The sequence below is a fragment of the Pseudomonas quercus genome, from assembly GCF_012033695.1.
Classification (GTDB): Bacteria; Pseudomonadota; Gammaproteobacteria; order Pseudomonadales; family Pseudomonadaceae; genus Aquipseudomonas; species Aquipseudomonas quercus.
Window position 1 is genome coordinate 328,267 of sequence record NZ_JAAVJI010000002.1, and the last position, 22,562, is coordinate 350,828.

Sequence of the window (22,562 nt, forward strand, 5' to 3'; positions counted from 1 at the left end):
GCGCCCTCAGGCTTGGGCATCAGGCGTGAGCAATACTTTGATGGAGCGCGTGGAATCGGCCAGTGCGAACGCTTCGGCGTAGTCGTCCAGGCCAAAGCTGTGGGTCACGATGCCTTTGGAGGTGATCAAGCCCCGTTCGAACAGGTCGATGGCAATGGGGTAGCAATAAGGCCCTAGGTGGGCCCCGCGCACATCCAACTCCTTGCGGTCGCCAATGATGGACCAGTCGGCACTGGTTTCGGCCCCAAACACGCTGAACTCCACAAAACGACCCAGCTTGCGGATCAGCTCCAGGCCTTGGGTCACACCAACGGGCACGCCCGTGGTTTCGATATACACGTCGCACCCATAGCCATCGGTAAGGCCGGCGATGATGGCTTTAGCGTCCTCTCGGCCTGGGTTGATCACCACGTCTGCACCGAACTGGCGGGCCAGCTCCAGGCGCTCATCCACCATGTCGATCACCACCAGCTTGCGTGGCGTTTTCAGGTGAGCGACCTGCACCATGCACAGGCCAAGGGTACCGGCACCGGCGATCACCAGCACATCGTCGAGTTGCACATCGCCTCGGTTGACCGTGTGGATGGCGCACGACATAGGTTCGATCAGCGCGCAGTCCTCCAGAGGGATGGCCTCCGGAATCTTGTGCACGATGCCGGTGCGTGGAATGCGCATGTATTGCGCCATTCCCCCTTCGGCAACGTCTTTCTGAAAGCCGAAAATGTTATGCACCTCACACATCCAGTACTGGCCGCTCTTGCAGAACCGGCACTTTTCACAAGGCACGATCTGCTCTGCAATCACCTTGTCGCCCACCTTCACCCCGAAGTGCTCCTCAGCGCCCTCGCCTGCCTGCTCCACATAACCAAAGAATTCGTGGCCGGGTACAACCGGTGCTTTTACCCAAGGGGTTTCTCCGCCCCAGAACATGGCCGCACCCGAGTGGCACTTGCAGTCACTGGCACAGATGCCACAGGCGCCGATGCGCAGTACCAGCTCCAGAGGGCGCGCCTGTGGTTTGCCGATTCGCTCCAGGCGGTAGTCCTTGGGCGCGTGGCACACAACTGCTTGCATGGTGGTAGGGGTAGCGTCTGACATGACAGTAGTCCTTGTTATTAGAGGCAAGACAGCTCGCGGCAGGCTACGAGGGCTGCCGTGAAGAGAAGTTGAACAGCGACTAGCGGCGGCGCTGACGGCTGATGAATATCGCCAGCAGGATGATTCCACCCTTGATGACACTTTGAACGTAAGGCGACACCCCCAACATGTTCAGCCCGTTGTTGAGTACGCCCAGCAACATGGCGCCTACCAGTGTGCCCAGGATGACGCCCCGCCCACCGGCAATGGAGGCGCCGCCCAGCACGACAGCCGCAATGGCATCCAGCTCGAACGAAGCGCCTGCATTGGGTTGCCCACTCATCAGGCGGGAAGACAGCACCAGCCCCGCCAGCGCGGCGGTAAAGCCGCTGATGGCATAGACCGCCAGCTTGAAACGCGCCGCACGTACGCCGGAGAGGCGGACGGCCTCTTCGTTGCCGCCAATGGCGTACACATAGCGCCCCATACGGGTGTGTTGCAGCATCACCCATGCCAGCAGGTAAGTAAGCAGCATGATAAGGATCGGCACCTGTACGCCCAGCAAAGTGCCGCGGCCGAACCAGGCAAACCAGTCCGGCAGGCCGGAAATGGGATAGCCGTCGGTATACAGCAGCCCCAGGCCACGGGCGATGCCCATGGTGGCCAAGGTAACGATGATGGGCGGCATTTGCAGGTAGGCCACCAGCATGCCATTGCCCAGCCCGAAGCCCACACCAATGGCCAGGCCCGCGCCAATGGCCAGGGGTGGCGGTACACCTGCCACTAGCAGGCCGGCGCTAAGCGTTCCGGACAACGCCATGACCGGCCCCACGGACAGGTCGATGCCGCCCGTGAGTATCACGCACGTCATGCCTACGGCGATGATCGCGTTGATCGAGACCTGTCGAACGATGTTTTCAAGGTTGGCGCCGGTGAGGAAGTTGTCGCTGGCAAAGACCATGAACGTCGTCACCAGTAGCAACCCCACGAAAGGGTAAAAGGCGGGCGACCGGATCAGTTGCTTCAGCACGTCGGCACGCGGCAACGCACTCGATGCCGCGGCAGGTTTAATGGATGTGTCGAGATTGCTGGCTTGCGGTCGCATGGCGCATAACCTCTTGGGGATTGATGGCGCTGCCCGACAGGGTGGTCACGATAGCGCCCTTGTTGAAGACCGCTACCCGGTCGCTCATGCCGATGATTTCCGGCAGCTCGCTGGAGATCAGAATGATGGCGTAACCTTGCTCGGTCAGTTTTCGCATCAGGCTGTAGATTTCGGCCTTGGCCCCTACGTCGATACCGCGGGTGGGCTCATCGAAGATCAGTACGGTGCAGTGGTGGTTGACCCAGCGAGCAATCACCACCTTCTGCTGGTTGCCGCCACTGAGGTTGATCACCAGGCTTTCCGGGCTCGGCGCCTTTATGGCCAAGGCTTTCATCAGCTCGCTCACGCCGTTGCGCTCGTGCCCTTTGTCGATCAGGCCACTGGCGCGCTCATATTTGCCTAGGTTGTTCAGGGAAATATTTTCCCGAATGCTGAAATCCAGCACTAGCCCTTCCGTCTTGCGGCTTTCCGGTAACAGCCCGATGCCATGGGCCAGCGCCACGGCAGGGTCCTTGAGCTGTACGATTTCACCGTTGAGCCAGATGTCGCGGCTGACGCTGGGCAGTGCGCCTATGACCGCGAGCGCCAATTCTGTGCGCCCCGCCCCTACCAACCCTGCAAAGCCCAGTATTTCCCCGCGGTGCAGGCAAAAACTGTTCACTGGCCCTTTTTGAGTACGCTGCAATCGCTTCACGTCCAGCACCACCTCCTGGGGCGTGCTGCCAGTGGCGGGCTTGGCGGGGAAGCTTGAGGCCAGCTTGCGACCCACCATCATTTCCACCAGTTGGTCGAGATCGCTCCGGGCTGTGGCCATGCCCCCCACATTGGCCCCATCGCGCAGGACCGTGATGCGGTCGCACACCTGGAAAATCTCTTCCAGGTGATGAGAGATGAAGATCATCGCTACGCCCTGACGCTTGAGTTCACGCATCACGTTGAACAACAGCTCGGCCTCGCCAGGTGTAAGCGTTGCCGTAGGCTCGTCGAGGATCAGCAGGCGCGCCTCTAGTGCCAGCGCCTTGGCAATTTCCACGAACTGCTGCTGCGCCACACTCAAGTGTTGTACAGGGCAATCCAGGTCGATGGTAACGCCCAGCCGGTCACATAACTGTGCGGCCCGCTCACGCATGTGCCGCTTGCGCAGCAGGCCGAAGCGACCTACCTGTTCATGCCCAAGGAAGATGTTTTCCACAGCATTGAGGTAGGGAATAAGGCTGAATTCTTGAAACACGATGCCGATGCCTACGGCGATGGCGTCATGGTAGGTCGCGAAGCGCCGAGGCGAACCATCGAACTCGATGGTGCCTGTATCAGGGTGCTCCACACCTACCAGTATTTTCATCAGCGTAGACTTGCCGGCACCGTTCTCTCCCAGCAGCGCATGAATTTCGCCCCGCTCGACGGTCATCTCGATACCCTTGAGCGCCTGCACGCCGCGGTACCGTTTGGAAATATCACTCAAATGCAAAAGGCTGCCCATCACTCACCTCGCCTGTCGCGTGTGCCGTGCGCAATAACGCAATTACCAGGCGAAGGTCTTGGCCTTGTCACGGTCTACCAGCAGAATATCCACCGGCACTGCCTTGGGGACCTGTGCGCCCCACTTGCGCGCCAATGCAATGCCCAGCGCAAGGCGTACCTGGTCGCGTGGGTACTGGGCTGAGGTGGCGATAAACTTGCTGTCCGGCTTTTGTATTTCCTTGATTGCGTCTGGTGCGCCGTCCACGCTGACCAGCTTCACATCCAGGCCACTGGCTTCGATGGCGGCCAAGGCACCCAGCGAACCGTTGTCGTTCACACTGAACAGGCCTTTGAGGTTGGGCTGGGCCTGCAGCATGTTTTCGGTCACGGTAAGGGCCTGGTCCCGCTCCTGCTTGCCGTTCTGGATGCTCACGATCTTGATGCCAGGGAATTTGCCCAACGCCTCTTTGCACCCTCGCACGCGCTCAAGGATGGGCACCACGGCAATGCCATCAAGAATGCCCACGTCACCCTTGCCGCCCAGCTTTTCGCCGAGATACTGGCAGGCCTGAACCCCGGCATCGAAGTTCTTGGAGCCCACGAAGGCATCCAACGGCCCCTCGGCTTGTGCGTCTACTGCTACCACGACCACACCCTTGTCATGGGCCATCTTCACAGCCGACTGCACACCCACCGAATCCGTGGGGTTGATGACGAGAATATCGATGCCTTTTTGCAACATGTCTTCGATGTCGCTGAGCTGCTTGGAAACGTCATGGCGTGCATCGGTGACCAGGAGCGTCGCGCCTATGCTGGCGGTGGCTTCTTCCAATGCCCCTTTCATGGTGACGAAATAGGGGTTGTTGATTTCCTGGAAGGAGGCGCCCACTTTCAACGGCGCAGGCGCGGCCAGCGCAGCCAGAGGTAGGCCGGCAGCTAGCGCGAAGGGCAAAAAGGTACGGGTGAAGCGAAACCGTGGGAGGCTGTTCATGTGCGGTAGACCCTGTCGTTTTTTGTTTTTGTACAGAATGTCATCGTTAACATTACTCAAGCTAGCAGAGCATTCTGGCCCTGGCAAGACGGCAATCTGGTAAATATTCGGTAACAGTGTAGCGGAGGCGCCGGGGGCTTTCTCTCGGTAGCATCGCGAGCTCACCTTTTGAGAGCATTCCATGAACCCCGTCCGTTTGCTTGGCCTGGCCGTTGCGCTTCCCCTCCTTTTCAGCAGTGTTGCACAGGCCCATGGCCTGTGGACCGAACAGCGGCGCGGCATGACCGAGGTCGTCTTTGGCGAAGGCGCCGAGGATGAGGCCTTCGACCCTAAGGGCGTGACGGCAGCCTGGGCCTGGAGTGCAGATGCCAAGCCGGTGCACGTGAACATCGAGCGGCTGAAGGACCATGCCCGGCTGGCGCCCACTACGCCTGCCGCGCTCACGGCCGTTGAATTCAATGCCGGCCTATGGACGGAAACCACAGACGGCAAGTGGGAGAACAAAGGCCGCACCGAGGTCAAGAACCCGAAGCAGTCCATGGAAGTACTCAAGTACAGCCTTGCCCTGAACACACCCTATAAACAGCTACCCGCGCTGGACACACTGGGCCTGGTAATCGTGCCAGACGTAGACCCCAGCACCCTCAAGCCTGGGCAATCGCTAACCGTCAAAGTGCTGTCCAAGGGGAAACCTGTCGCTGACGCTCAGGTTTTCGGCGACTACCGGGGCGCACCTTCCATAGTGAGCGGAAAAACCGATGCACAGGGCAAGGCCAGCATCACTGTGCGTAACGAGGGGCTGAATGTGCTGGCCGTGGAAACCTTGATGCCTGTAGCCGGTGACAAGCACATCGACAGCCGTGCCTATTTTGCGTCACTGACCTTTATAGGTGCGCCTCACGCCGAGTGACCCACGCCAGCCAACTTCGCCGCTTCGATTAAAGGAAACCGATGCGGCGCGGTTGAGGTCTACCTCCTACTCAATCTCAAGGAGCAGGACCATGTTGAAATTCCTCGGCGGCACTGTTGGCATCATTTTCCTGATCGGCCTGATCGTGGTCATTGCGCTGTTCAAACTCGTTTTCTAACTGCCCCCGCAGCCTGTCACGACGCAGCTGTGTGCTCTCGACCGGCTACCTGGTAGCCGTTCTTGCCCCTACGTTTTGCCGCATACATCGCCGCATCAGCCCGGCCTAGAATGGCCTCTACGCCCTGCCCTGAACCAGGCACATGCAGCGCAACGCCAATACTGGCGCCTATCCGCGCAGCCTTGCCATCCAGGACGAAAGGCTCGGCCAGCGCCCTGCAGATACCTTCGGCAATACGCTTGGCGATGGCCTCGCTGCTCACCCCTTGAGCCACCACTACAAACTCATCACCTGCCAACCGGCAAGTGAAGTCGGCTTTTCGCACGGTGTGTTGCAGGCGCACCGCCACCTGTTGAAGCAGTACGTCGCCCAGGTCATGCCCGTAGCTGTCGTTCACGGCCTTGAAGCCGTCAAGGTCCAGGAACAGCACTGCAAACTCGGGGGCAGGCACTTGGGCCAGCTGAATCAGCAGTTCATTCAATGCACGCCTGTTGGGCAGGTCCGTCAGGGTATCGCGCATGGCCTTATCGTGCAGGGAACGCTCGATCTGCTTGCGCTCGGTGATGTCCTGGGACATCACGAAAAACCCATGGACTTCGCCTTCCCGGATATCCGGAATGTAGCTGGCCGCCCATACCCGTGAAGGGTCTGAGGTATAATGCACATGGTCATGCACCACCCGCTCCCCAGCCAGTGCACGCTCGAAGTAAGGTAGCAACTCAGTGTACAGCTCGTGGGAAAGCACATCCTTGATGCGTTTGCCGATGAGCGCTTGCGGCGAGACACCAAACACCTGGCGATACACATCATTGTTGAAGAGGTAGCGCAGGTTCCGGTCCACATGGGAAATGAGAATCGGCAGGTTGTCCGTAATGATCTGCAAGGTGCCTCTACTGCGTGAAAGCTCTTCCGTGCGCGCTTCCACGCGATGTTCCAGCTCTTCCTGGTGCTGCTGCAGCAGCCGTTCATGGTGTTTGCGCAGGGAAATATCAACAATATCGGCAATAAAGTGTTGGGGCTCGCCGTCCGAGTCCCTTACCAGAGACACGCTCAATTCCACCCAGACAAGGCTGCCATCCTGGCATACGTAGCGTTTTTCCAAGGTAAAGGTATCGCGCAGCCCCGCTAACAGCTCGTCAGCCATGGCCAGGTCTGCCGGTAGGTCATCCGGGTACGTGATATCGGCAAAGCACTTACTCAGCAGGGTTTCCCGGGCATAACCAGTAAGCTCACAGAGCCTGGCATTCACTTCAGTAAAGAAGCCTTCCAGGTTTACCAGGGCCTTGCCGGTAGGCGCCTGCTGGAAAACGGTGAGGAAGCGCGCTTCTACTACGGCACGGGCCTGCCGTTCATGGGCGTTTACCAAGCGTATGTCGCAGGCCACGGAGCGCTGCAGCAGATCTCGTTCAACCATGCGGGCCAAGTCCACCATCGCCGCGCGCTCACCCTCTGACAAGGTGCGCGGCTTCGTATCGACTGCACATAAAGCGCCCAATACCAAACCGTCGTCGCTCGTCAGTGGCACACCGGCATAAAAACGCACATGGGGCTCACCTGTCACCAAAGGATTGTCCACAAAGCGCTCGTCCGCCAAGGCGTCTTCCACCAACATCATCTCTGGAGAGGCCAGGGCATGCGCACAGAAGGCCACGTCACGAGACGTTTCACAGACCTCCAGCCCCACCTTGGACTTGAACCATTGGCGATCGCCGTCTACCAGGGAAACCATGGCGATAGGCACACGCAATAATTGCGCAAGCACACGCGTAGCCCGGTCGAAGCACTCCTCCGGCGGCGTGTCCAGTAGCGCAAGGCTGTGCAGCATGCGCAGGCGGGCAGTTTCGTTCGATGGCAATAAGGCAGTGAGCATAAGGTTCAGCCGCTACGTGTCAGACACCGCCGCGCTTGCCAAAAGGGCAAGGGATCGGTCGGCATCCTCTGTATCGGCAGAATAAAGAAAACCTGTAAGCCAAGCCGCCACAAGCTGCCGGGCGGCAGCACCTGGCGGCCACTGCACTGCATTACTTGGCGCGTGCCATGCTTCGCAACACCCCATCTCGCCGGATCAACCCGTGGTACAAGGCCGCCGCCAAGTGCACCAGTACCGTGAGGAACAACAGGTAGGCCAGGTAGCCGTGTGCTGTACGCAATACCGCAAAGGTCTTCGCGTCAGGGGCTATCAAGGGAGGTAGTTGAACACCTGCACCCAAGCTGACCGGGTCACCGGCTGCAGATAACATGGCCCACCCCAACAGTGGCAGGCTTAACATCAAGCCATACAGCAATACGTGGGAGGCTTTGGCGGCAAGCGCCTGCGGCCTTGGAAGGTCGGCAGGCAACGGAGGCTGACGCGTAGACAACCGGACTGCGACGCGGATCACAGCCAGCGCCAGCAAGGCGATGCCTAAGGGTTTGTGCAATTGAAGCAACCACTCATGCCGTTCGGATACCGAGGCAGCCATACCGGCACCGATGAACAGCATGGCCAGCAGCCCGACGGCCATGGACCAATGCAACCACCGTGCAACGGGCACAAAGTGACGAGGTGGCGTACTCATGGGCGGCGCTCCTGTGCGGTGTCAAGGGTATCTACTTCGCCAGTACGGCGCAGGTAGGAGTCGGCATACGCTGCTGACCGGGCAGGCAATAGAGGGTCACCGGACACTTCAATGCCTTGGGGTAACACGGTGGGGTCATAGTTGATATCCCGGCAGGGGCCGTCCATCTGCGGTACGGCGCGGTCCAGCACCACGGTGCCAGCTACTATTGCCTGCCGAGCCTGCGGCCATTGTTTGCTGGCGTCGTCTACCGGGTCCCCAGGCGCAGCAAAGGTCATTTTCAGTGCCCAGCGTAGCGGGCCGGCAGCCAGTCGCTGCTCAAGGTCATGCTCCAGAAAGTCTGCCCCCTCCCCTGCAGTGGCGGCGGGGGTCACGCCTACAGGTTCGACGTCCCAGCGTACAGCTTGGCGCTTGCCGTCAGCAGCCACCAGGTAAAACGCATTCAGCCCGTCGTAACGCTCGGTCGCAAAACTCGCTGAGGGCTTGGCGGTTTTCACCCAGGCCAGGAACGGGGCAGTTTCCGGGTGGCTGGCAAAGAAGGCCTGCTGCGCTGCGGGGTTGGGTTTTCCTGTGGAAGGGTCAGGGCGAGAGGCCTGCAGGCTGGCAAAAAACGCTTCGGTTGTGCCTACCGGGAACACAGGCATGCTGTTCATCCCTGTACGCCATTGCTGCCCATCGGCCTGTGTGAAGCGCAGGGCAAAACTGCGAATGGGCACGCTGCTGTCAGGGGCATAGGGGTTTGCGCCAGGCAGAGCAAAGCGGCCCACAACCGGTGTACGGCCCGGCGCAAACACGTCAGCTTTTGAATACCGTGCCAACTGCCCACTACTTTCGAACCAGCCACTGACACACACCCCTTTTGCATGGTTGCGCCGGTAACCCGGGTGATCGCCCCCACTGGCCTGGAGGGTATCAACGATTCGCTCAGGGGTAAGCCTGCCTGGGTCAAGCCACCCATGGACATAAGCCATGGCAGCAGCGAGCACCACGACCGGCACGCCAATCAGGCCATACCGGGCAAGCGTAGCGCCCGTACTCAAGGGTGGGGGTTTTGTCATTGTTGTCGGCTCCAGGCTGATCGGGTCAGCTGGAGAGACGCGCACTGAAGGTGTTTATTCCGACGTATCAAAGATAACCGCAACGCCAGAAACGCAAAAACCCTCACAAGGAGGGTTTTCGAGGAAGATGGTGGGTCGTGTAGGATTCGAACCTACGACCAATTGGTTAAAAGCCAACTGCTCTACCAACTGAGCTAACGACCCATCAGGTGGTGCGCATCATACTGATTTTCAAGCAATAATCAACCCCTTATGGGATCGAAATCATGCGTACCGCGTAGGGTCCTGTACACCTGCTGCCGTGAAGCCTTCTGCACGGAGGCGGCAGCTGTCGCATTTGCCGCAGGCACGGCCCTCGTCATCGGCTTGATAGCAGGACACGGTCAAGCTGTAGTCTACGCCGTGCCCAATACCTGCCCGCACGATGTCTGCCTTGCTGAGGTTCTGTAGAGGTGCGCGAATCGTGAAGCCCTGCCCTTCCACACCTGCCTTGGTTGCAAGGTTGGCCATCCGCTCGAACGCTTCGACAAATTCCGGGCGGCAATCGGGGTAGCCGGAGTAATCCACGGCATTGACACCAATAAAGATATCGCGTGCTTCGAGCACTTCTGCCCAGCCCAATGCCAGAGACAGGAACACAGTATTGCGTGCGGGCACATAGGTGATTGGAATACCTTCAGTGGGCGCCTCGGGCACCGCGATACTGGCGTCTGTCAGCGCCGACCCGCCAATTCCATTGAGGTTCAGGCCAATCACTTTGTGCTCCACTACACCCAGGGCCTGTGCGACACGGGCAGCGGCATTCAACTCGGCCCGATGGCGTTGGCCATAATCGAAGCTCATGGTGTAACAGGCATAGCCTTCGGCTTTGGCCATAGCGACCACGGTGGCCGAATCCAGCCCCCCGGACAGCAGGATCACAGCTTTTTTATCAGACACAGAACACTCCTCGTTAAGCCGGTCAGCGGCCTGGTTCGTCGTTCCAGAGCAACTTGTGCAACTGCAACTGAAAGCGGACAGGAAGGTTGTCGGCCACTATCCAGTCCGCCAGGTCAGACGCTTTCACGTCATGATGGCTCGGAGAAAACAGCACTTCACCGGCACGTTCGAATAGGTTGTATTCAATCACTTTAGATACAGCCCAGTCGTAGTCCTGCCGCGAACAGATCACAAACTTGACCTGGTCGTTAGGGGTGAGCAGCCTGATATTGTCATAAAGGTTACGGTGCGATTCGCGTGAGCCGGGTGTTTTCAGGTCCACCACACGGCTCACGCGCGTATCCGTAGCCCCTATGTCGAGGGCGCCGCTGGTTTCAAGCGATACCTCGTAACCGGCGTCGCACAAGCGCTTGAGCAAAGGGATCGCATTGGGCTGGGCCAGAGGCTCACCGCCTGTGACACATACGTAACGCGGGCGCATCGAGGCAACCTGCTCCATGATGCTGTCCAGCGTGAACAGGGTTCCTCCACTGAATGCATAAGCACTGTCGCAGTATTGGCAGCGAAGCGGGCAGCCGGTCAGGCGTACGAACACTGTAGGCAAGCCAGCCGTACGTGTTTCACCCTGTAATGAATGAAAGATTTCGGTAATGCGTAATGTGTCGGACATGATCGCCACGGGCGTAGCAGCTGAACAGGCCACCCGCCTCCGTTAGCACCTGTACCTGCCAGCCAATGGCCAAAGCAGATGAAGGTCGTTGATAAAGGGCGCAGATTCTAACGAAAAAACCCGCGACATGCGCGGGTTCGTTCATGAAGCTTATCGGCCAGCGTTACAGTTTCTGCAGATCACGCTGCGCCAATTGTGCAGCAGCCGTACCTGGGTACTGGCTAATGACCTGTTGCAGAATCGGCTTTACGCGATCCGTATGGCCAAGGCGGCGCTCCACATCGGCCAGCTTGTACATGGCATCGGGCACCTTGGGGTGCTTGGGATACAGTTGGCTGACCTTGGCGAAAGCCTGGCCGGCACCTTGGAGGTCACCTTTGGCCAGGTTTACTTCACCCAGCCAGTATTGGGCGTTACCCGCATACTGGCTGTTAGGGTATTTACGTAGAAACGCACCAAACGCCTGGCTCGCCTTGTCGAAGTCCTTGGCCTTGATCAGGTCAAAGGCGGCTTCGTAGTAGAGCTTTTCCTTGGCAGGGTCTGCTGGTTCGCCGCCTGCGCCTGCATCGGTAGCAGCCGCAGCGGGTGCCATGTCAGCGCCTGGGGCGCTGCCAGTGGCAGAATTCTGAGAAGCATCGACCGGTGCTGTCGCTTGTTGCACAGGTGTACCCGTGCCAATACGACGGTCCAGGTCTTGATAACGATCCAGGGCTTCCTGCTTCATGCGCTGGATATCGTTCTGCTGGACTTCAAGCTGACCACGAAGGCGCGCTATGTCTTCCTGCATTTGTTGCAGTTGCATGAACAGCTCGCCCTGCGCCGAGACAGGGGCCGATGAGGCCCCTGCCCCGGCATAGGCGCCGCTCGTGCCATAACCGGAGGGTGGATAGCTACTGCCGTTGCCGGCACCGCTTCCATCAACCACGGGAACCGCTGCCCATACCGAAAACGGAAGGGACAGCGCCAATACAGTTACAACACGGCGGCACGCTCGCATGACGAATTACTTACGCAGTTCGACGCGACGGTTTTGAGCCCAGGACTGCTCATCGTTGCCGGTGGCGACAGGACGCTCTTCGCCGTAGGAAACGATTTCCAGCTGAGCTGGGGAAACGCCCTGCAGAACCATGTAGCGCTGAACAGCCTTGGCACGACGCTCACCCAGCGCCATGTTGTATTCACGGGTACCGCGCTCGTCGGTGTTACCTTCCAGAACGACGCGAGCGCCGCTAGCTTTCAGGTCCTTGGCGTGTACGTCGAGGGCACGCATGGCTTCCGGCTTCAGGTCGGAGCTGTCGTATTCGAAGTAGAAGGTGGTGATAGCGCGCAGAGCGGCTTCGTCGCTCAGGCTGCCATCAACGGCGCCGGTGTTTGCACCGTAGCCAGCGTTTGGATCGACTGCGCCAGCACCGCCAGCACCTTCGCCAGCGTTGTCACCGCCCTTGGAGGAGCAACCTACAGCTACAGCCATGGCCAGAGCCAGAGCAGCGAATTTACCAAACTTCAGCATTTCCATCGTAAAACTCCTAATGAACCCCAGTGTGTTAAGTGTAACGTTATGCGCCGCATCAGTTCAGGTAAGGGGACCAGGACGGTTCTCTGACTTCGCCTTGTGCAGTAGGAAGCGGGAGCCTTACGCGTCCGTTCAAGGACACGAGCATCAAGACTCCCCGGCCCTGCGAGCGGGTGGCGTAGATTACCATGGTGCCGTTGGGTGCAACAGTAGGCGACTCATCAAGACTTGAGTCAGTAAGTATCTTTACACTCCCACGTTGCAAGTCCTGGGACGCTACCTTGAAATTGGTGAAGCCTTCATTGCGATGAATCATCACCAACGTTTTTTCGTCTGCCGACAATTTAGGGTTGGCGTTGTAGTTACCTACGAAAGTCACACGTTCAGCATTGCCGCTGCCCACCGTAGTTTTATAGATCTGCGGTTTCCCGCCACGGTCGGACGTAAAGTAAATGGTGGAACCATCCTTGCCCCAAAACGGTTCAGTATCGATTGCCGGGCTGTTTGTTACTCGAGTAATGCCACGGCTGCCCAAGTCCATCACATAGATTTCAGGGTTGCCGTCCTTGGAAAGTACAAATGCAAGGCGATTACCGTCTGGCGAAAACGCTGGTGCACCATTAAGGCCTTCGAAGTTGGTCAATTGTTCCCGGCGACCGGTATCAACGTATTGAATAAAGATGCGCGGGCGCTTTTGTTCGAACGACACGTACGCAATACGCTTGCCATCCGGTGCATAACGTGGAGACAGGATGGGCTCGCGCGACTGCAATAGCGTTACCGCACGGGCACCGTCGTAATCCGAGCGCTGCAGGGTGTAGCGCACGTTGGCGCCGCCCAGGCGCTCGGCTGTGACATACAGCATACGGGTCGAGAACGCGCCCTTGATGCCCGTCAGTTTTTCGAACGACTGGTCGGCGATGAAGTGCGCCATGTCACGCAGCTGATCGGTACCGCCGCTGACGCTGCCGGTGCTGACCTGTTGTTCGGTAGCCACGTTGAACAAGGTGTACTGCACCTGCAGGCGACCGCCGGAAGGCACGATGTTACCTACCATCAGGTACTGGGCGCCCAAGGCTTTCCAGTCCCGGAAGATCACTTCGCTCGGCTGGGCTGGCAGGCTGATCATGTTCTGGCGCGGGATAGGCGCGTAGTAGCCTGAGTTGCGCAGGTCATCGCCGATGATCTGGGCCATGTCGTCCGGCAGTGCGCCACCTTGGTAGCCGAAAGGCACTACCGCAATGGGGGTGGCACGGTCGGAACCGCTGGTGACCATGATGTTTTTTTCATCGGCACTGGCGAACCCCGCCGCGCAGCAGAGCACGACAAGCAGGCCTCGGATAAGATTAATCACAACGCAAGATCCTCAGGTGTGAATGTCATTTTGAATGAACGGTACTGGTTGAAGTCGGCAGGCTTCATGCCCTGCATTTCAGTCAGGCGACCAATGTTTTTCACCGCAGCCACTGCAGAGCTGTCATAAGGCCCGTCTCCGCTGGACTTCGCAACGCTTACATTGGTAACGGTGCCATCGGGCAACATGCTGATCTGCAATACAACCGTCATGCCCTTGCGCGCTGACGGTGGGCGAGCCCAGCCTTCGGCGGCACGTGAACGAATCAAGTCATCGAAATTGCCGGCGACTTCATCACCCTGCTCATCGGCCAGCGCCTGTTGCCGCTGGGGCTTGTCGGACAGCAGATCCGCCAATGCCTGAGCCTTCTTGTCTTCAGCGGCCTTGCGGGCTGCATCTTGTGCCTTCTTCTTGGCAGCATCGGCTGCGGCTTTCTTCTTGGCATCCTCAGCAGCTTTGGCTTTCGCCTCGTCAGCAGCCTTGGCCTTGGCATCGTCTGCCGCTTTTTTCTTCGCGTCTTCAGCAGCCTTGGCCGCATCAGCAGCGGCTTTTTTCTTGGCGTCGTCAGCGGCCTGTTTCTTGGCCTCTTCTGCCGCTTCCTTCTTGGCCTCTTCTTCAGCCTTCTTCTTCGCGATGTCGGCCTGCTCGGCTTTCTTGGCTTCGGCAGCCTTGGCGGCGTCCGCAGCTTTTGCGGCCTCCGCGGCCTTGGCCGCATCAGCAGCCTTGGCCGCAGCCTCTGCCTTCTTGGCCTGGTCAGCCTTGGCGGCGGCTTCGGCTTTTTGAGCAGCGTCCGCTTTCTTTTGTTCCGCGGCCTTTATCTCCTCCTGCTCGACCTTTTTGGTTTCCATCTGCTCGACTTCCGTTTGGCGCGCAGCGGATTTCTTCGCTTCGCCTGCAAGCTTCTGGTTGGTCTGAGTGGTGGCCTGGCTTTTTGACTTGAGCTGATAGAGCGTGGCCTGAACGATAGGCCGTGCGGGCGGCAATTCAGGCGTCATGGCAAAACTGACAAACAGCATGCCGAAGATAAGCACATGCAGCGCGATGGCCCAGACGCTGGGCCAAAAGTAGTTTTCCGAGGCGGAATGCTCCCGTGGTCGCATCAGGGGGCCTCGGTAATCAGGCCGACATTACCCACGCCGGCTTTCTGCAACCCACCCATGGCACCCATGACGGCGCCGTAGTCTACGGCCTTGTCACCACGGATAAACACCTGGGTTTTCTTGCCGTTCGCGTTGCCTTGGTTGATAAGGGCAGTCACGGCCTGGGTAAGTTGAGGCAGGGTCTGAGCACGGTCCATCTGTTTTTCCGTGTCCACTTCACTGCCCAGGTTCCAGTAATAGGTTTTGTCTGCCTTGATCGAAATCGTCAGCACCTGAGTGTTGTTGTCCTGCGGCAAGGCTTCGCTGGAAACCTTGGGCAAGTCCACTTTCACGCCCTGATTGAGCATGGGGGCGGTAACCATGAAGATGACCAGCAGCACCAGCATCACGTCGATGTAAGGCACCACGTTCATCTCGGCCACCGGCTTGCGTTTCTGCCGAACTCGAGCCATTGGAAATACCTGCCTACTCTTCGCTGGTGTGCACTTTGCGGTGCAGGATCGCCTGGAATTCGTCGGCGAAGGTGTAGTAGCGGCTGATCAGGGTTTCGCTGCGCGCAGCGAACCGGTTGTAAGCGATTACCGCGGGAATGGCTGCAAACAGGCCGATAGCAGTGGCCACCAGTGCCTCCGCGATCCCCGGCGCAACCGTGGCCAGCGTGGCCTGCTGGACGGCGGCCAGGCCGCGGAAGGAGTTCATGATCCCCCAGACCGTGCCGAACAGGCCTATGTAAGGGCTGGTAGACCCAACGGTCGCAAGGAACGGCAGGGTTTGCTCAAGCTTTTCTTCTTCGCGGGAAATGGCCACACGCATGGCACGGCCTACGCCCTCCATGACCGCATCCGGGTCTACACCGGGCTGCTGGCGCAAGCGGGAGAATTCCTTGAAACCGGCACGGAAGACTTGCTCCACCCCGGAGTCCGGATCCGGGTTGCTGCCGGCCTGGCGGTACAGCTTGGACAGGTCGATACCTGACCAGAAGCGTTCTTCGAAGGAATCCAGAGCCCGGCGGCCTGCCCGGATCAGGTTGCTACGCTGAAAAATGATGACCCATGAAGTGACCGAGGCGGCCACCAGGATCAGCATCACCAGCTGCACTACGATACTGGCGTTACTGACCAGGCTCCACATGGAGGTATGGTCGACGGCGTTAGCTTCCACGCTGGTTCTCCTGCTTGTTGGTTGTACCCAAGCCATCATCGGCGAAGGCCGCATGCATGGCGGGGGGAATGGCTCGGGGTTTGAAGGTGTCGGCACGTACGCAAGCCACCAGGAACTGGCCCTCGCATATCAGCCGTTGGTCCGACGCACGCCGTATGTGCTGCGAAAACCGCAGGCTTGCCCGGTTCAGTTCGGTGACTTGAGCGCTCACCAGCAGTTCATCGTCCAACCGCGCCGGTGCGTGGTAACGCGCCTCGCTGGAATGCACGACGAACAGCAGGTTTTCCTCGGCCAGCACGGACTGGACATAGCCCAGCTCGCGCAAACGCTCGGTGCGTGCCCGCTCCATGAACTTGAGGTAGTTAACGTAGTAGACGACGCCGCCAGCATCCGTGTCTTCGTAATAAACGCGACAGTGATGAACGAACGGCGCAAGCCTGTTTTGCGCGCCCATACTCTAGTGCGAACTCCGTGGGTTGCCAATCCGGCCAGGTAATTGTTTTTTCAATGACTTGGAGGCTTCTGGGAACGCAACCGTCACATCAGCCCCTATGACCATCAAAACGCGGATTTGATCGGCCAGCCTGAGGCAGATCATGGCAACTCCTCCGACGCACCTGGCTCGAAACGCTCTGGCCGATTGAGCCCGAAATGCAGGTAGGCATGGCGGGTGACCACCCTCCCCCGAGGCGTACGCATGATGTACCCCTGCTGGATCAGGTAAGGCTCCAGCACATCCTCGATGGTGTGGCGCTCTTCGCTGATGGCTGCGGCCAGGTTGTCCACACCTACCGGCCCACCATCGAACTTCTCGATCATGGTCAGCAGCAGGCGACGGTCCTGGTGGTCGAAGCCGCGCTCGTCCACGTCCAGCATGTTCAAGGCCAGGTCGGCCACAGCCTTGGTGATTTCGCCCTTGCCGCGCACCTGGGCATAGTCACGCACTCGTCGCAGCAAGCGGTTGGCGATACGAGGAGTACCGCGAGCACGGCGAGCGATTTCGTAGGCGCCTTCAGGGTCCACGTGCAGGTTCAGGATTCGCGCCGAGCGCGCCACGATGGTGGCCAGGTCTGCATCACTGTAGAACTCCAGCCGCTGCACGATACCGAAGCGGTCACGCAACGGATTGGTAAGCATCCCGGCACGGGTGGTAGCGCCTACCAGAGTGAACGGGGGCAGGTCGAGTTTAATGGAGCGGGCAGCAGGCCCCTCACCGATCATGATGTCCAGCTGGAAGTCTTCCATGGCTGGGTACAACACCTCTTCCACAATGGGCGAAAGGCGATGGATTTCGTCAATGAACAGCACGTCATGGGGTTCAAGGTTGGTCAGCATGGCTGCCAGGTCCCCTGGCCGCTCCAGCACCGGCCCGGAAGTACTCTTGATGGACACACCCATTTCCTGGGCAATGATATTGGCCAGGGTTGTCTTTCCCAGCCCTGGTGGGCCGAAAATGAGCGTGTGGTCCAGGGACTCGGCCCTGCCGCGCGCAGCCTGGATGAACAGCTCCATCTGCTCGCGCACCACAGGCTGGCCAATGTATTCGGCCAGGCTCAACGGACGAATGGCCCTGTCCTGCTGTTCCTCGCGGTCCTTGCCAGTGGCCGAGATCAGGCGGTCGGCTTCGATCACGTCAGTTCATCCCCTTCAATGCACGGCGGATGAGGTCTTCGCTGGACAAGCCTTTTTCGTTGACCGCCGAGACGGCCTTGCTGGCCTCCTGTGGCTTGTAGCCAAGGGAAACCAGTGCGCTGACGGCATCGGTTTCTGCCGTTGGCTGGGGCGCCCGAGGCGCAGCGCCGTTGTCTGGCACCAGTTCGAACATGGCGGGTACGGTTTCCCAAGCCTTGAAGCGGTCCTTCAATTCGACCAGCAAACGCTCGGCTGTTTTCTTGCCCACGCCCGGTACCTTCACAAGCGCACTGGTGTCCTGTGCCTGGACACAGCGCACCAGCTCGTCCACCTCCAGGCTGGACATGAGCGCCAATGCCAGTTTAGGCCCTACGCCATTGAGGCGGATAAGCTCGCGGAACAGCTCGCGCTCACGGCGCTCGTAGAAGCCGTACAGCAACTGTGCATCCTCACGCACCACCAAATGCGTATGGAGCGTAAGCGCCTGGCCGACCGGCGGCAGGCGATACAGTGTGGTCATGGGCACTTCCAGCTCATAGCCAAGCCCATTCACGTCAAGAATCAGGTGGGGCGGTTGTTTCTCCGCCAGGGTGCCGCGCAAGCGTCCGATCACGTAGAAGTCCTGTAATGCCGACGCCCATGGGAACCGGGCGCCGTTCACAAACCAGTGCGCATGATCGCAGCCTGGTGTGAATCGGCAAATAGAAAAGTTTTAGGGAATGATGCTATTTACAAGCGCAGCCGGCCGCCACGGCTACGGGCAGTGCTCAAGCCATGTGGCACCAGGCTGGAGCGGGTATGAGCATGACACAGGGCAATGGCCAGGGCGTCGGAGGCATCGATCTGGGGTTTGACCGTGAGCTTGAGCAGGTGCATGACCATCAGCTGGACCTGTTCCTTGCTGGCACCCCCTGTTCCCGTGATCGCCTGCTTGACCTGGGTAGCCGAATATTCCGCAATCTCCAGCCCCTCTTCGGCACCTGCCACGATGGCCGCTCCACGCGCCTGCCCCAATTTGAGGGCAGAGTCGGCGTTGCGCGCCATGAACACCCGTTCGATACCCATGGTGACGGGCCCATGGGCCTGGATGACTTCACGCACGCTGCGATACACCACCTGCAGGCGCTCATGTAACTCGCCAGTACCTGTGCGAATGCACCCTGAAGCCACGTATTCGCAACCGCGGCCCAGCCCGCGGTCGAGCACCACGCCGTAGCCTGTGATGCGCGAGCCGGGGTCAATCCCGAGTACAAGGGTCAACCTAGCTGTTCCATTACGTCATCGGCAATGGCCGCGTTGGAATACACGTTCTGCACGTCATCCAGGTCTTCGAGCATGTCGATCAACTTGAGCACTTTTTCCGCCCCCTCGCGGTCCAGGTCCACCTGGGTACTAGGTTCGAGAATGATTTCCGCATCGGCCGCCTTGAAACCCTGTGCCTCCAATGCCGTACGTACACCATAGAAGCTGGCGAATGAAGTGAACACGTCAACGCTGCCGTCTTCATGGCTGACCACATCGTCCGCTTCAGCCTCGATGGCCGCTTCGGTAAGTGCTTCTTCGTCTACGCCCGCTGCAAAACTGAGCTGCCCCTTGCGTTCGAACAGGTAGGCGACCGAACCATCCGTACCCAGGTTGCCACCGCACTTGCTGAAGGCATGGCGAACTGCTGCAGCCGTGCGGTTGCGGTTGTCGGTCATGGCCTCCACCATCACGGCCACACCGCCGGGGCCGTAGCCCTCGTAACCCAGTTCCTCGACGTTCTCGCCCTCGGTGGAACCGGCGCCGCGCGCGATGGCACGATCAATAATGTCACGGCTCATGTTGGCGCCCAGGGCCTTGTCCAGCGCCAGACGCAGGCGCGGGTTGGAACCCGGATCACCGCCACCCTGCTTGGCCGCAACCGTCAGCTCGCGAATCCACTTGGTGAAAATCTTGCCTCTCTTGGCATCTTGGCGTTCTTTGCGGTGCTTGATATTCGCCCACTTGGAATGACCGGCCATACAGACTCCGAACTCGTTCATGAAAAAACCGCCCCCGAACGCGAAACGCGGCGGGGGCAGCGGGGGTTACCAGGCCACGCGTACGCGCACCGGCTTACTCGGCCTTGGGTTGCTCGCGCAGGCGAATGTGCAGCTCGCGCAAAGCCTTGGCATCCACAACGCCCGGCGCCTGGGTCATCACGTCTGCCGCGCTCTGGGTTTTCGGGAAGGCGATCACTTCGCGAATCGATTGAGCGCCGGTCATCAGCATGACCAGGCGGTCCAGGCCGAAGGCCAAGCCACCGTGAGGCGGGGCACCGAATTTGAGCGCATCCAGCAGGAAGCCGAACTTCTCTTCCTGTTCCGCAGCCTCGATACCCAGCAGGCGGAATACCGACTGCTGCATTTCCTTGCGGTGAATACGGATGGAACCGCCACCCAGCTCGGTGCCGTTGAGCACCATGTCGTACGCGCGGGACAGCGCACCTGCAGGGTTGGCCTCCAGCTCTGCCGGGGTGCATTTGGGTGCGGTGAACGGATGGTGCAGCGCGCTGAAGCTGCCATCGTCGTTTTCTTCGAACATAGGGAAGTCAACGACCCACATTGGCGCCCATTCGCACGTGAGCAGGCTCAGGTCATGGCCGAGCTTGATACGCAGCGCACCCAGGGCCTCGCTCACGATCTTGGCCTTGTCTGCGCCGAAGAACACGATATCGCCGTCTACTGCACCCACGCGATCCAGGATCACGTTCAGGTTGGCCTCAGGAATGTTCTTGACGATCGGGGACTGCAGGCCATCGACGCCTTTGGCGCGCTCATTGACCTTGATGTAGGCCAGGCCCTTGGCGCCATAGATGCCTACGAACTTGGTGTAGTCGTCGATCTGCTTGCGCGGCATGCTCGCACCGCCAGGCACCCGCAAAGCGGCCACGCGGCACTTGGGATCGTTCGCCGGGCCACTGAAGACCTTGAATTCCACTTCCCGAAGCTGATCGGCCACATCTACCAGTTCCAGCGGGTTGCGCAGGTCTGGCTTGTCGGAGCCGTAGCGGCGCATGGCCTCTTCGAACGTCATGTGCGGGAAGTCACCGAACTCCAGGTCCAGCACTTCCTTGAACAGTTTACGGATCATGCCTTCGGTCAGGCCCATGATCTCGCTTTCGTCCAGGAAGCTGGTTTCAATGTCGATCTGGGTGAATTCAGGTTGGCGATCGGCACGCAGGTCTTCGTCGCGGAAGCACTTGGCGATCTGGTAGTAACGGTCGAAACCCGCCACCATCAGCAGTTGCTTGAACAACTGGGGCGACTGGGGCAAGGCAAAGAAGCTGCCGGGGTGGGTGCGGCTCGGCACCAGGTAGTCGCGTGCGCCTTCCGGCGTGGCCCGGGTGAGGATAGGGGTTTCCACATCCAGAAAGCCGTTTTCATCCAGGTAGCGGCGAATGCTGCTGGTAATACGCGAACGCAGGCGCAGCTTGTCGGCCATTTCCGGGCGGCGCAGGTCGATGAAACGGTAGCGCAGGCGCGTTTCCTCGCCTACGTCGGAGTATTCGTTGAGCGGGAACGGCGGGGTTTCGGCCTCGTTGAGCACTTCAAGCTCATAACCCAATACTTCGATGGCTCCGGATGCCATGTTGGGGTTCACCGCGCCAGCAGGGCGCAGGCGCACCTTGCCGGAAATGCGTACCACGTACTCGCTGCGCACCCGATCGGCTGCAGCGAAGGAGCCGGCACGATCCGGATCGAAGACCACTTGGGCCATGCCTTCACGGTCGCGGATATCCAGGAAGATGACCCCGCCATGGTCGCGGCGGCGGTGTACCCAGCCGCAAAGGGTGATTTCCTGGCCGTCCAGGCTCTCGTTCAATTGGCCGCAATAGTGGCTGCGCATCATGATGGTCGGTTCACTTATTAGTCAGTCGTGTTCGGCCAGGGCCGCATTACAGGAAGTGTGCAGCACCCAGCGAAGGGGTTCAACTCAGTCGGCCTTATCGCCGCCTGCCAGGTTTTTCTTGGCACCGGTCTTGAAATCGGTTTCGTACCAGCCGGTTCCACTAAGGCGGAAGCCTGCACGGGACACCGTCTTCTTCAATTCGGGCGCCGCACAGGCCGGGCAGTCGACCAGAGGCGCTTCACTGATTTTCTGGATAGCTTCCAACTGGTGATCACAGCGTTCGCATTGGTAATTATACAAAGGCATCTTACAGGTGCTCGGCTACAAACAGGGCGCAAAGGGCGCGGGTGGTCTCAAGCGCGGAATTATATCTGGTTAACCGCGCCCACCTGCAAGCGCCCCGCAGCCATGTTTATCGCCTCCTGCACTTATTCAGGCGTCTGCAGGCATGCCTGCATTGTGTTCTGACAGGGCATAAGCGACGCAAACGACCCTGACCAGCCCGCTGAAATTCTTCACCCCCCCATAACGCAGATGTACCTCACGGTCCAGATAGGACAACAACTGACTGACCGTACAACCGTTTCGATCGGCAAGGGACTGCAAGATATTCCAGTAGACCTGTTCCAGGCGCAGGCACGTTGCAAAGCCGTTGAGCCGCACAGACCGTGCGGTTGGCCGCGCCAGTGCCATGTTGAAATCCTTCTGGAACGGATCAAGCAACAGTTTAGCGGCGCTGCAACCGCGATCAAAACGCGAACACTCCATAGACATATCCACACCTTCCTTGGCTCTATTCCCATGCATGGGTGCATGGCAGAAGCTATGAAAGCTTTGGCGACGTGGTAAAGGTAGGGAGCGAAGCGATGGGGGCCGTAGGAAAAGGCGGCCTGAGATGCAAGCGGCAAGCGGAACGGCGTGGCCCGGGACCAGCCGTGAGACCAGACCCAGGCACATAAACTTGCCGCTTGAAGCTTGAAGC

Annotated in this window: 25 protein-coding genes and 1 tRNA gene; 2 read left to right on the forward strand and 24 right to left on the reverse strand. The window is 59.4% G+C overall.

Features of this window, described 5'->3' with window-relative positions; translation table 11 throughout:
• Nucleotides 1-6: 6 nt before the first annotated feature.
• The 4 genes from HBH25_RS04755 to HBH25_RS04770 form a co-directional block, all read right to left on the reverse strand.
• Nucleotides 7-1,098: an alcohol dehydrogenase catalytic domain-containing protein gene (locus HBH25_RS04755; protein WP_168082048.1), complete on the reverse strand. Its 1,092-nt coding sequence runs from the start codon at nt 1,096-1,098 to the stop codon at nt 7-9.
• Nucleotides 1,099-1,177: 79 nt separating this feature from the next.
• The gene (locus tag HBH25_RS04760; protein WP_168082050.1) at nt 1,178-2,182 is read right to left on the reverse strand and encodes an ABC transporter permease; all 1,005 of its coding nucleotides are present in this window, start codon (nt 2,180-2,182) and stop codon (nt 1,178-1,180) included.
• Nucleotides 2,145-3,662: a sugar ABC transporter ATP-binding protein gene (locus HBH25_RS04765; protein WP_168082052.1), complete on the reverse strand. Its 1,518-nt coding sequence runs from the start codon at nt 3,660-3,662 to the stop codon at nt 2,145-2,147. Before HBH25_RS04765 ends, HBH25_RS04760 begins: the two co-directional genes overlap by 38 nt.
• Before the next feature lie 42 nt (nt 3,663-3,704).
• On the reverse strand, nt 3,705-4,634 hold the full coding sequence (locus tag HBH25_RS04770; RefSeq protein ID WP_168082054.1) for a substrate-binding domain-containing protein: 930 nt from the start codon (nt 4,632-4,634) through the stop codon (nt 3,705-3,707).
• Between the two features lie 181 nt (nt 4,635-4,815).
• Here HBH25_RS04770 and HBH25_RS04775 point away from each other — a divergent pair, with 181 nt between their 5' ends.
• Complete coding sequence (locus HBH25_RS04775; RefSeq protein WP_168082056.1) at nt 4,816-5,544, forward strand: DUF4198 domain-containing protein; 729 nt, start codon at nt 4,816-4,818, stop codon at nt 5,542-5,544.
• Nucleotides 5,545-5,635: 91 nt separating this feature from the next.
• Nucleotides 5,636-5,722, forward strand: coding sequence for a small membrane protein YohP (locus HBH25_RS23910; RefSeq protein WP_442963079.1), 87 nt, complete (start codon nt 5,636-5,638; stop codon nt 5,720-5,722).
• 16 nt (nt 5,723-5,738) lie between these two features.
• On the opposite strand, the gene HBH25_RS04780 is transcribed toward HBH25_RS23910, so the two are convergent.
• The 20 genes from HBH25_RS04780 to HBH25_RS04875 all read right to left on the reverse strand — a co-directional run bounded on the left by HBH25_RS04780 (nt 5,739) and on the right by HBH25_RS04875 (nt 22,354).
• Nucleotides 5,739-7,592: a diguanylate cyclase domain-containing protein gene (locus tag HBH25_RS04780; protein ID WP_168082058.1), complete on the reverse strand. Its 1,854-nt coding sequence runs from the start codon at nt 7,590-7,592 to the stop codon at nt 5,739-5,741.
• A 151-nt stretch (nt 7,593-7,743) separates the two neighbouring features.
• Nucleotides 7,744-8,280, reverse strand: a complete 537-nt coding sequence (locus tag HBH25_RS04785; RefSeq protein ID WP_168082060.1) for a cytochrome b — start codon at nt 8,278-8,280, stop codon at nt 7,744-7,746.
• Nucleotides 8,277-9,338: a catalase family peroxidase gene (locus HBH25_RS04790; protein ID WP_168082062.1), complete on the reverse strand. Its 1,062-nt coding sequence runs from the start codon at nt 9,336-9,338 to the stop codon at nt 8,277-8,279. The genes HBH25_RS04785 and HBH25_RS04790 overlap by 4 nt, the downstream gene beginning before the upstream one ends.
• Nucleotides 9,339-9,466: 128 nt before the next feature.
• Nucleotides 9,467-9,542, reverse strand: a tRNA-Lys gene (locus HBH25_RS04795).
• Between the two features lie 60 nt (nt 9,543-9,602).
• Nucleotides 9,603-10,277, reverse strand: coding sequence for a 7-cyano-7-deazaguanine synthase QueC (queC, locus tag HBH25_RS04800; RefSeq protein WP_168082064.1), 675 nt, complete (start codon nt 10,275-10,277; stop codon nt 9,603-9,605).
• A gap of 22 nt (nt 10,278-10,299) precedes the next feature.
• Nucleotides 10,300-10,947 (reverse strand): 7-carboxy-7-deazaguanine synthase QueE, encoded by a 648-nt coding sequence (queE, locus tag HBH25_RS04805; protein ID WP_168082066.1) that lies wholly within the window; start codon nt 10,945-10,947, stop codon nt 10,300-10,302.
• A 163-nt stretch (nt 10,948-11,110) separates the two neighbouring features.
• Nucleotides 11,111-11,944, reverse strand: coding sequence for a tol-pal system protein YbgF (ybgF, locus tag HBH25_RS04810; protein WP_168082068.1), 834 nt, complete (start codon nt 11,942-11,944; stop codon nt 11,111-11,113).
• A gap of 6 nt (nt 11,945-11,950) precedes the next feature.
• Nucleotides 11,951-12,463: a peptidoglycan-associated lipoprotein Pal gene (pal, locus tag HBH25_RS04815; protein ID WP_168082070.1), complete on the reverse strand. Its 513-nt coding sequence runs from the start codon at nt 12,461-12,463 to the stop codon at nt 11,951-11,953.
• A gap of 52 nt (nt 12,464-12,515) precedes the next feature.
• Entirely contained in the window at nt 12,516-13,814 is a 1,299-nt protein-coding gene (gene tolB / locus HBH25_RS04820; protein WP_168082072.1) for a Tol-Pal system beta propeller repeat protein TolB, read from the reverse strand.
• Entirely contained in the window at nt 13,811-14,914 is a 1,104-nt protein-coding gene (gene tolA, locus HBH25_RS04825) for a cell envelope integrity protein TolA (protein ID WP_178088838.1), read from the reverse strand. Before tolA ends, tolB begins: the two co-directional genes overlap by 4 nt.
• Nucleotides 14,914-15,366 carry a protein TolR gene (gene tolR, locus HBH25_RS04830; RefSeq protein ID WP_168082074.1) on the reverse strand — a complete coding sequence of 151 codons (453 nt, stop codon included), beginning with the start codon at nt 15,364-15,366 and terminating at the stop codon, nt 14,914-14,916. The genes tolA and tolR overlap by 1 nt, the downstream gene beginning before the upstream one ends.
• Before the next feature lie 13 nt (nt 15,367-15,379).
• A complete protein-coding gene (tolQ, locus tag HBH25_RS04835) occupies nt 15,380-16,075 on the reverse strand; it encodes a protein TolQ (RefSeq protein WP_168082076.1) in 696 nt (231 codons plus the stop codon).
• Nucleotides 16,065-16,529 (reverse strand): tol-pal system-associated acyl-CoA thioesterase, encoded by a 465-nt coding sequence (gene ybgC, locus HBH25_RS04840; protein WP_168082078.1) that lies wholly within the window; start codon nt 16,527-16,529, stop codon nt 16,065-16,067. The genes tolQ and ybgC overlap by 11 nt, the downstream gene beginning before the upstream one ends.
• A 140-nt stretch (nt 16,530-16,669) precedes the next feature.
• Nucleotides 16,670-17,707 carry a Holliday junction branch migration DNA helicase RuvB gene (ruvB, locus tag HBH25_RS04845; RefSeq protein WP_168082080.1) on the reverse strand — a complete coding sequence of 346 codons (1,038 nt, stop codon included), beginning with the start codon at nt 17,705-17,707 and terminating at the stop codon, nt 16,670-16,672.
• 1 nt (nt 17,708) lies between these two features.
• The gene (gene ruvA, locus HBH25_RS04850; protein WP_168082082.1) at nt 17,709-18,320 is read right to left on the reverse strand and encodes a Holliday junction branch migration protein RuvA; all 612 of its coding nucleotides are present in this window, start codon (nt 18,318-18,320) and stop codon (nt 17,709-17,711) included.
• Between the two features lie 116 nt (nt 18,321-18,436).
• Nucleotides 18,437-18,967, reverse strand: a complete 531-nt coding sequence (gene ruvC, locus HBH25_RS04855) for a crossover junction endodeoxyribonuclease RuvC (protein WP_168082084.1) — start codon at nt 18,965-18,967, stop codon at nt 18,437-18,439.
• Nucleotides 18,964-19,710, reverse strand: coding sequence for a YebC/PmpR family DNA-binding transcriptional regulator (locus HBH25_RS04860; protein WP_168082086.1), 747 nt, complete (start codon nt 19,708-19,710; stop codon nt 18,964-18,966). Before HBH25_RS04860 ends, ruvC begins: the two co-directional genes overlap by 4 nt.
• A gap of 94 nt (nt 19,711-19,804) precedes the next feature.
• Complete coding sequence (gene aspS, locus HBH25_RS04865) at nt 19,805-21,580, reverse strand: aspartate--tRNA ligase (RefSeq protein ID WP_168082088.1); 1,776 nt, start codon at nt 21,578-21,580, stop codon at nt 19,805-19,807.
• 84 nt (nt 21,581-21,664) lie between these two features.
• Nucleotides 21,665-21,886: an FmdB family zinc ribbon protein gene (locus HBH25_RS04870; RefSeq protein ID WP_168082090.1), complete on the reverse strand. Its 222-nt coding sequence runs from the start codon at nt 21,884-21,886 to the stop codon at nt 21,665-21,667.
• A gap of 126 nt (nt 21,887-22,012) precedes the next feature.
• Nucleotides 22,013-22,354, reverse strand: coding sequence for a ribbon-helix-helix domain-containing protein (locus tag HBH25_RS04875; RefSeq protein WP_168082092.1), 342 nt, complete (start codon nt 22,352-22,354; stop codon nt 22,013-22,015).
• Nucleotides 22,355-22,562: the final 208 nt, after the last annotated feature.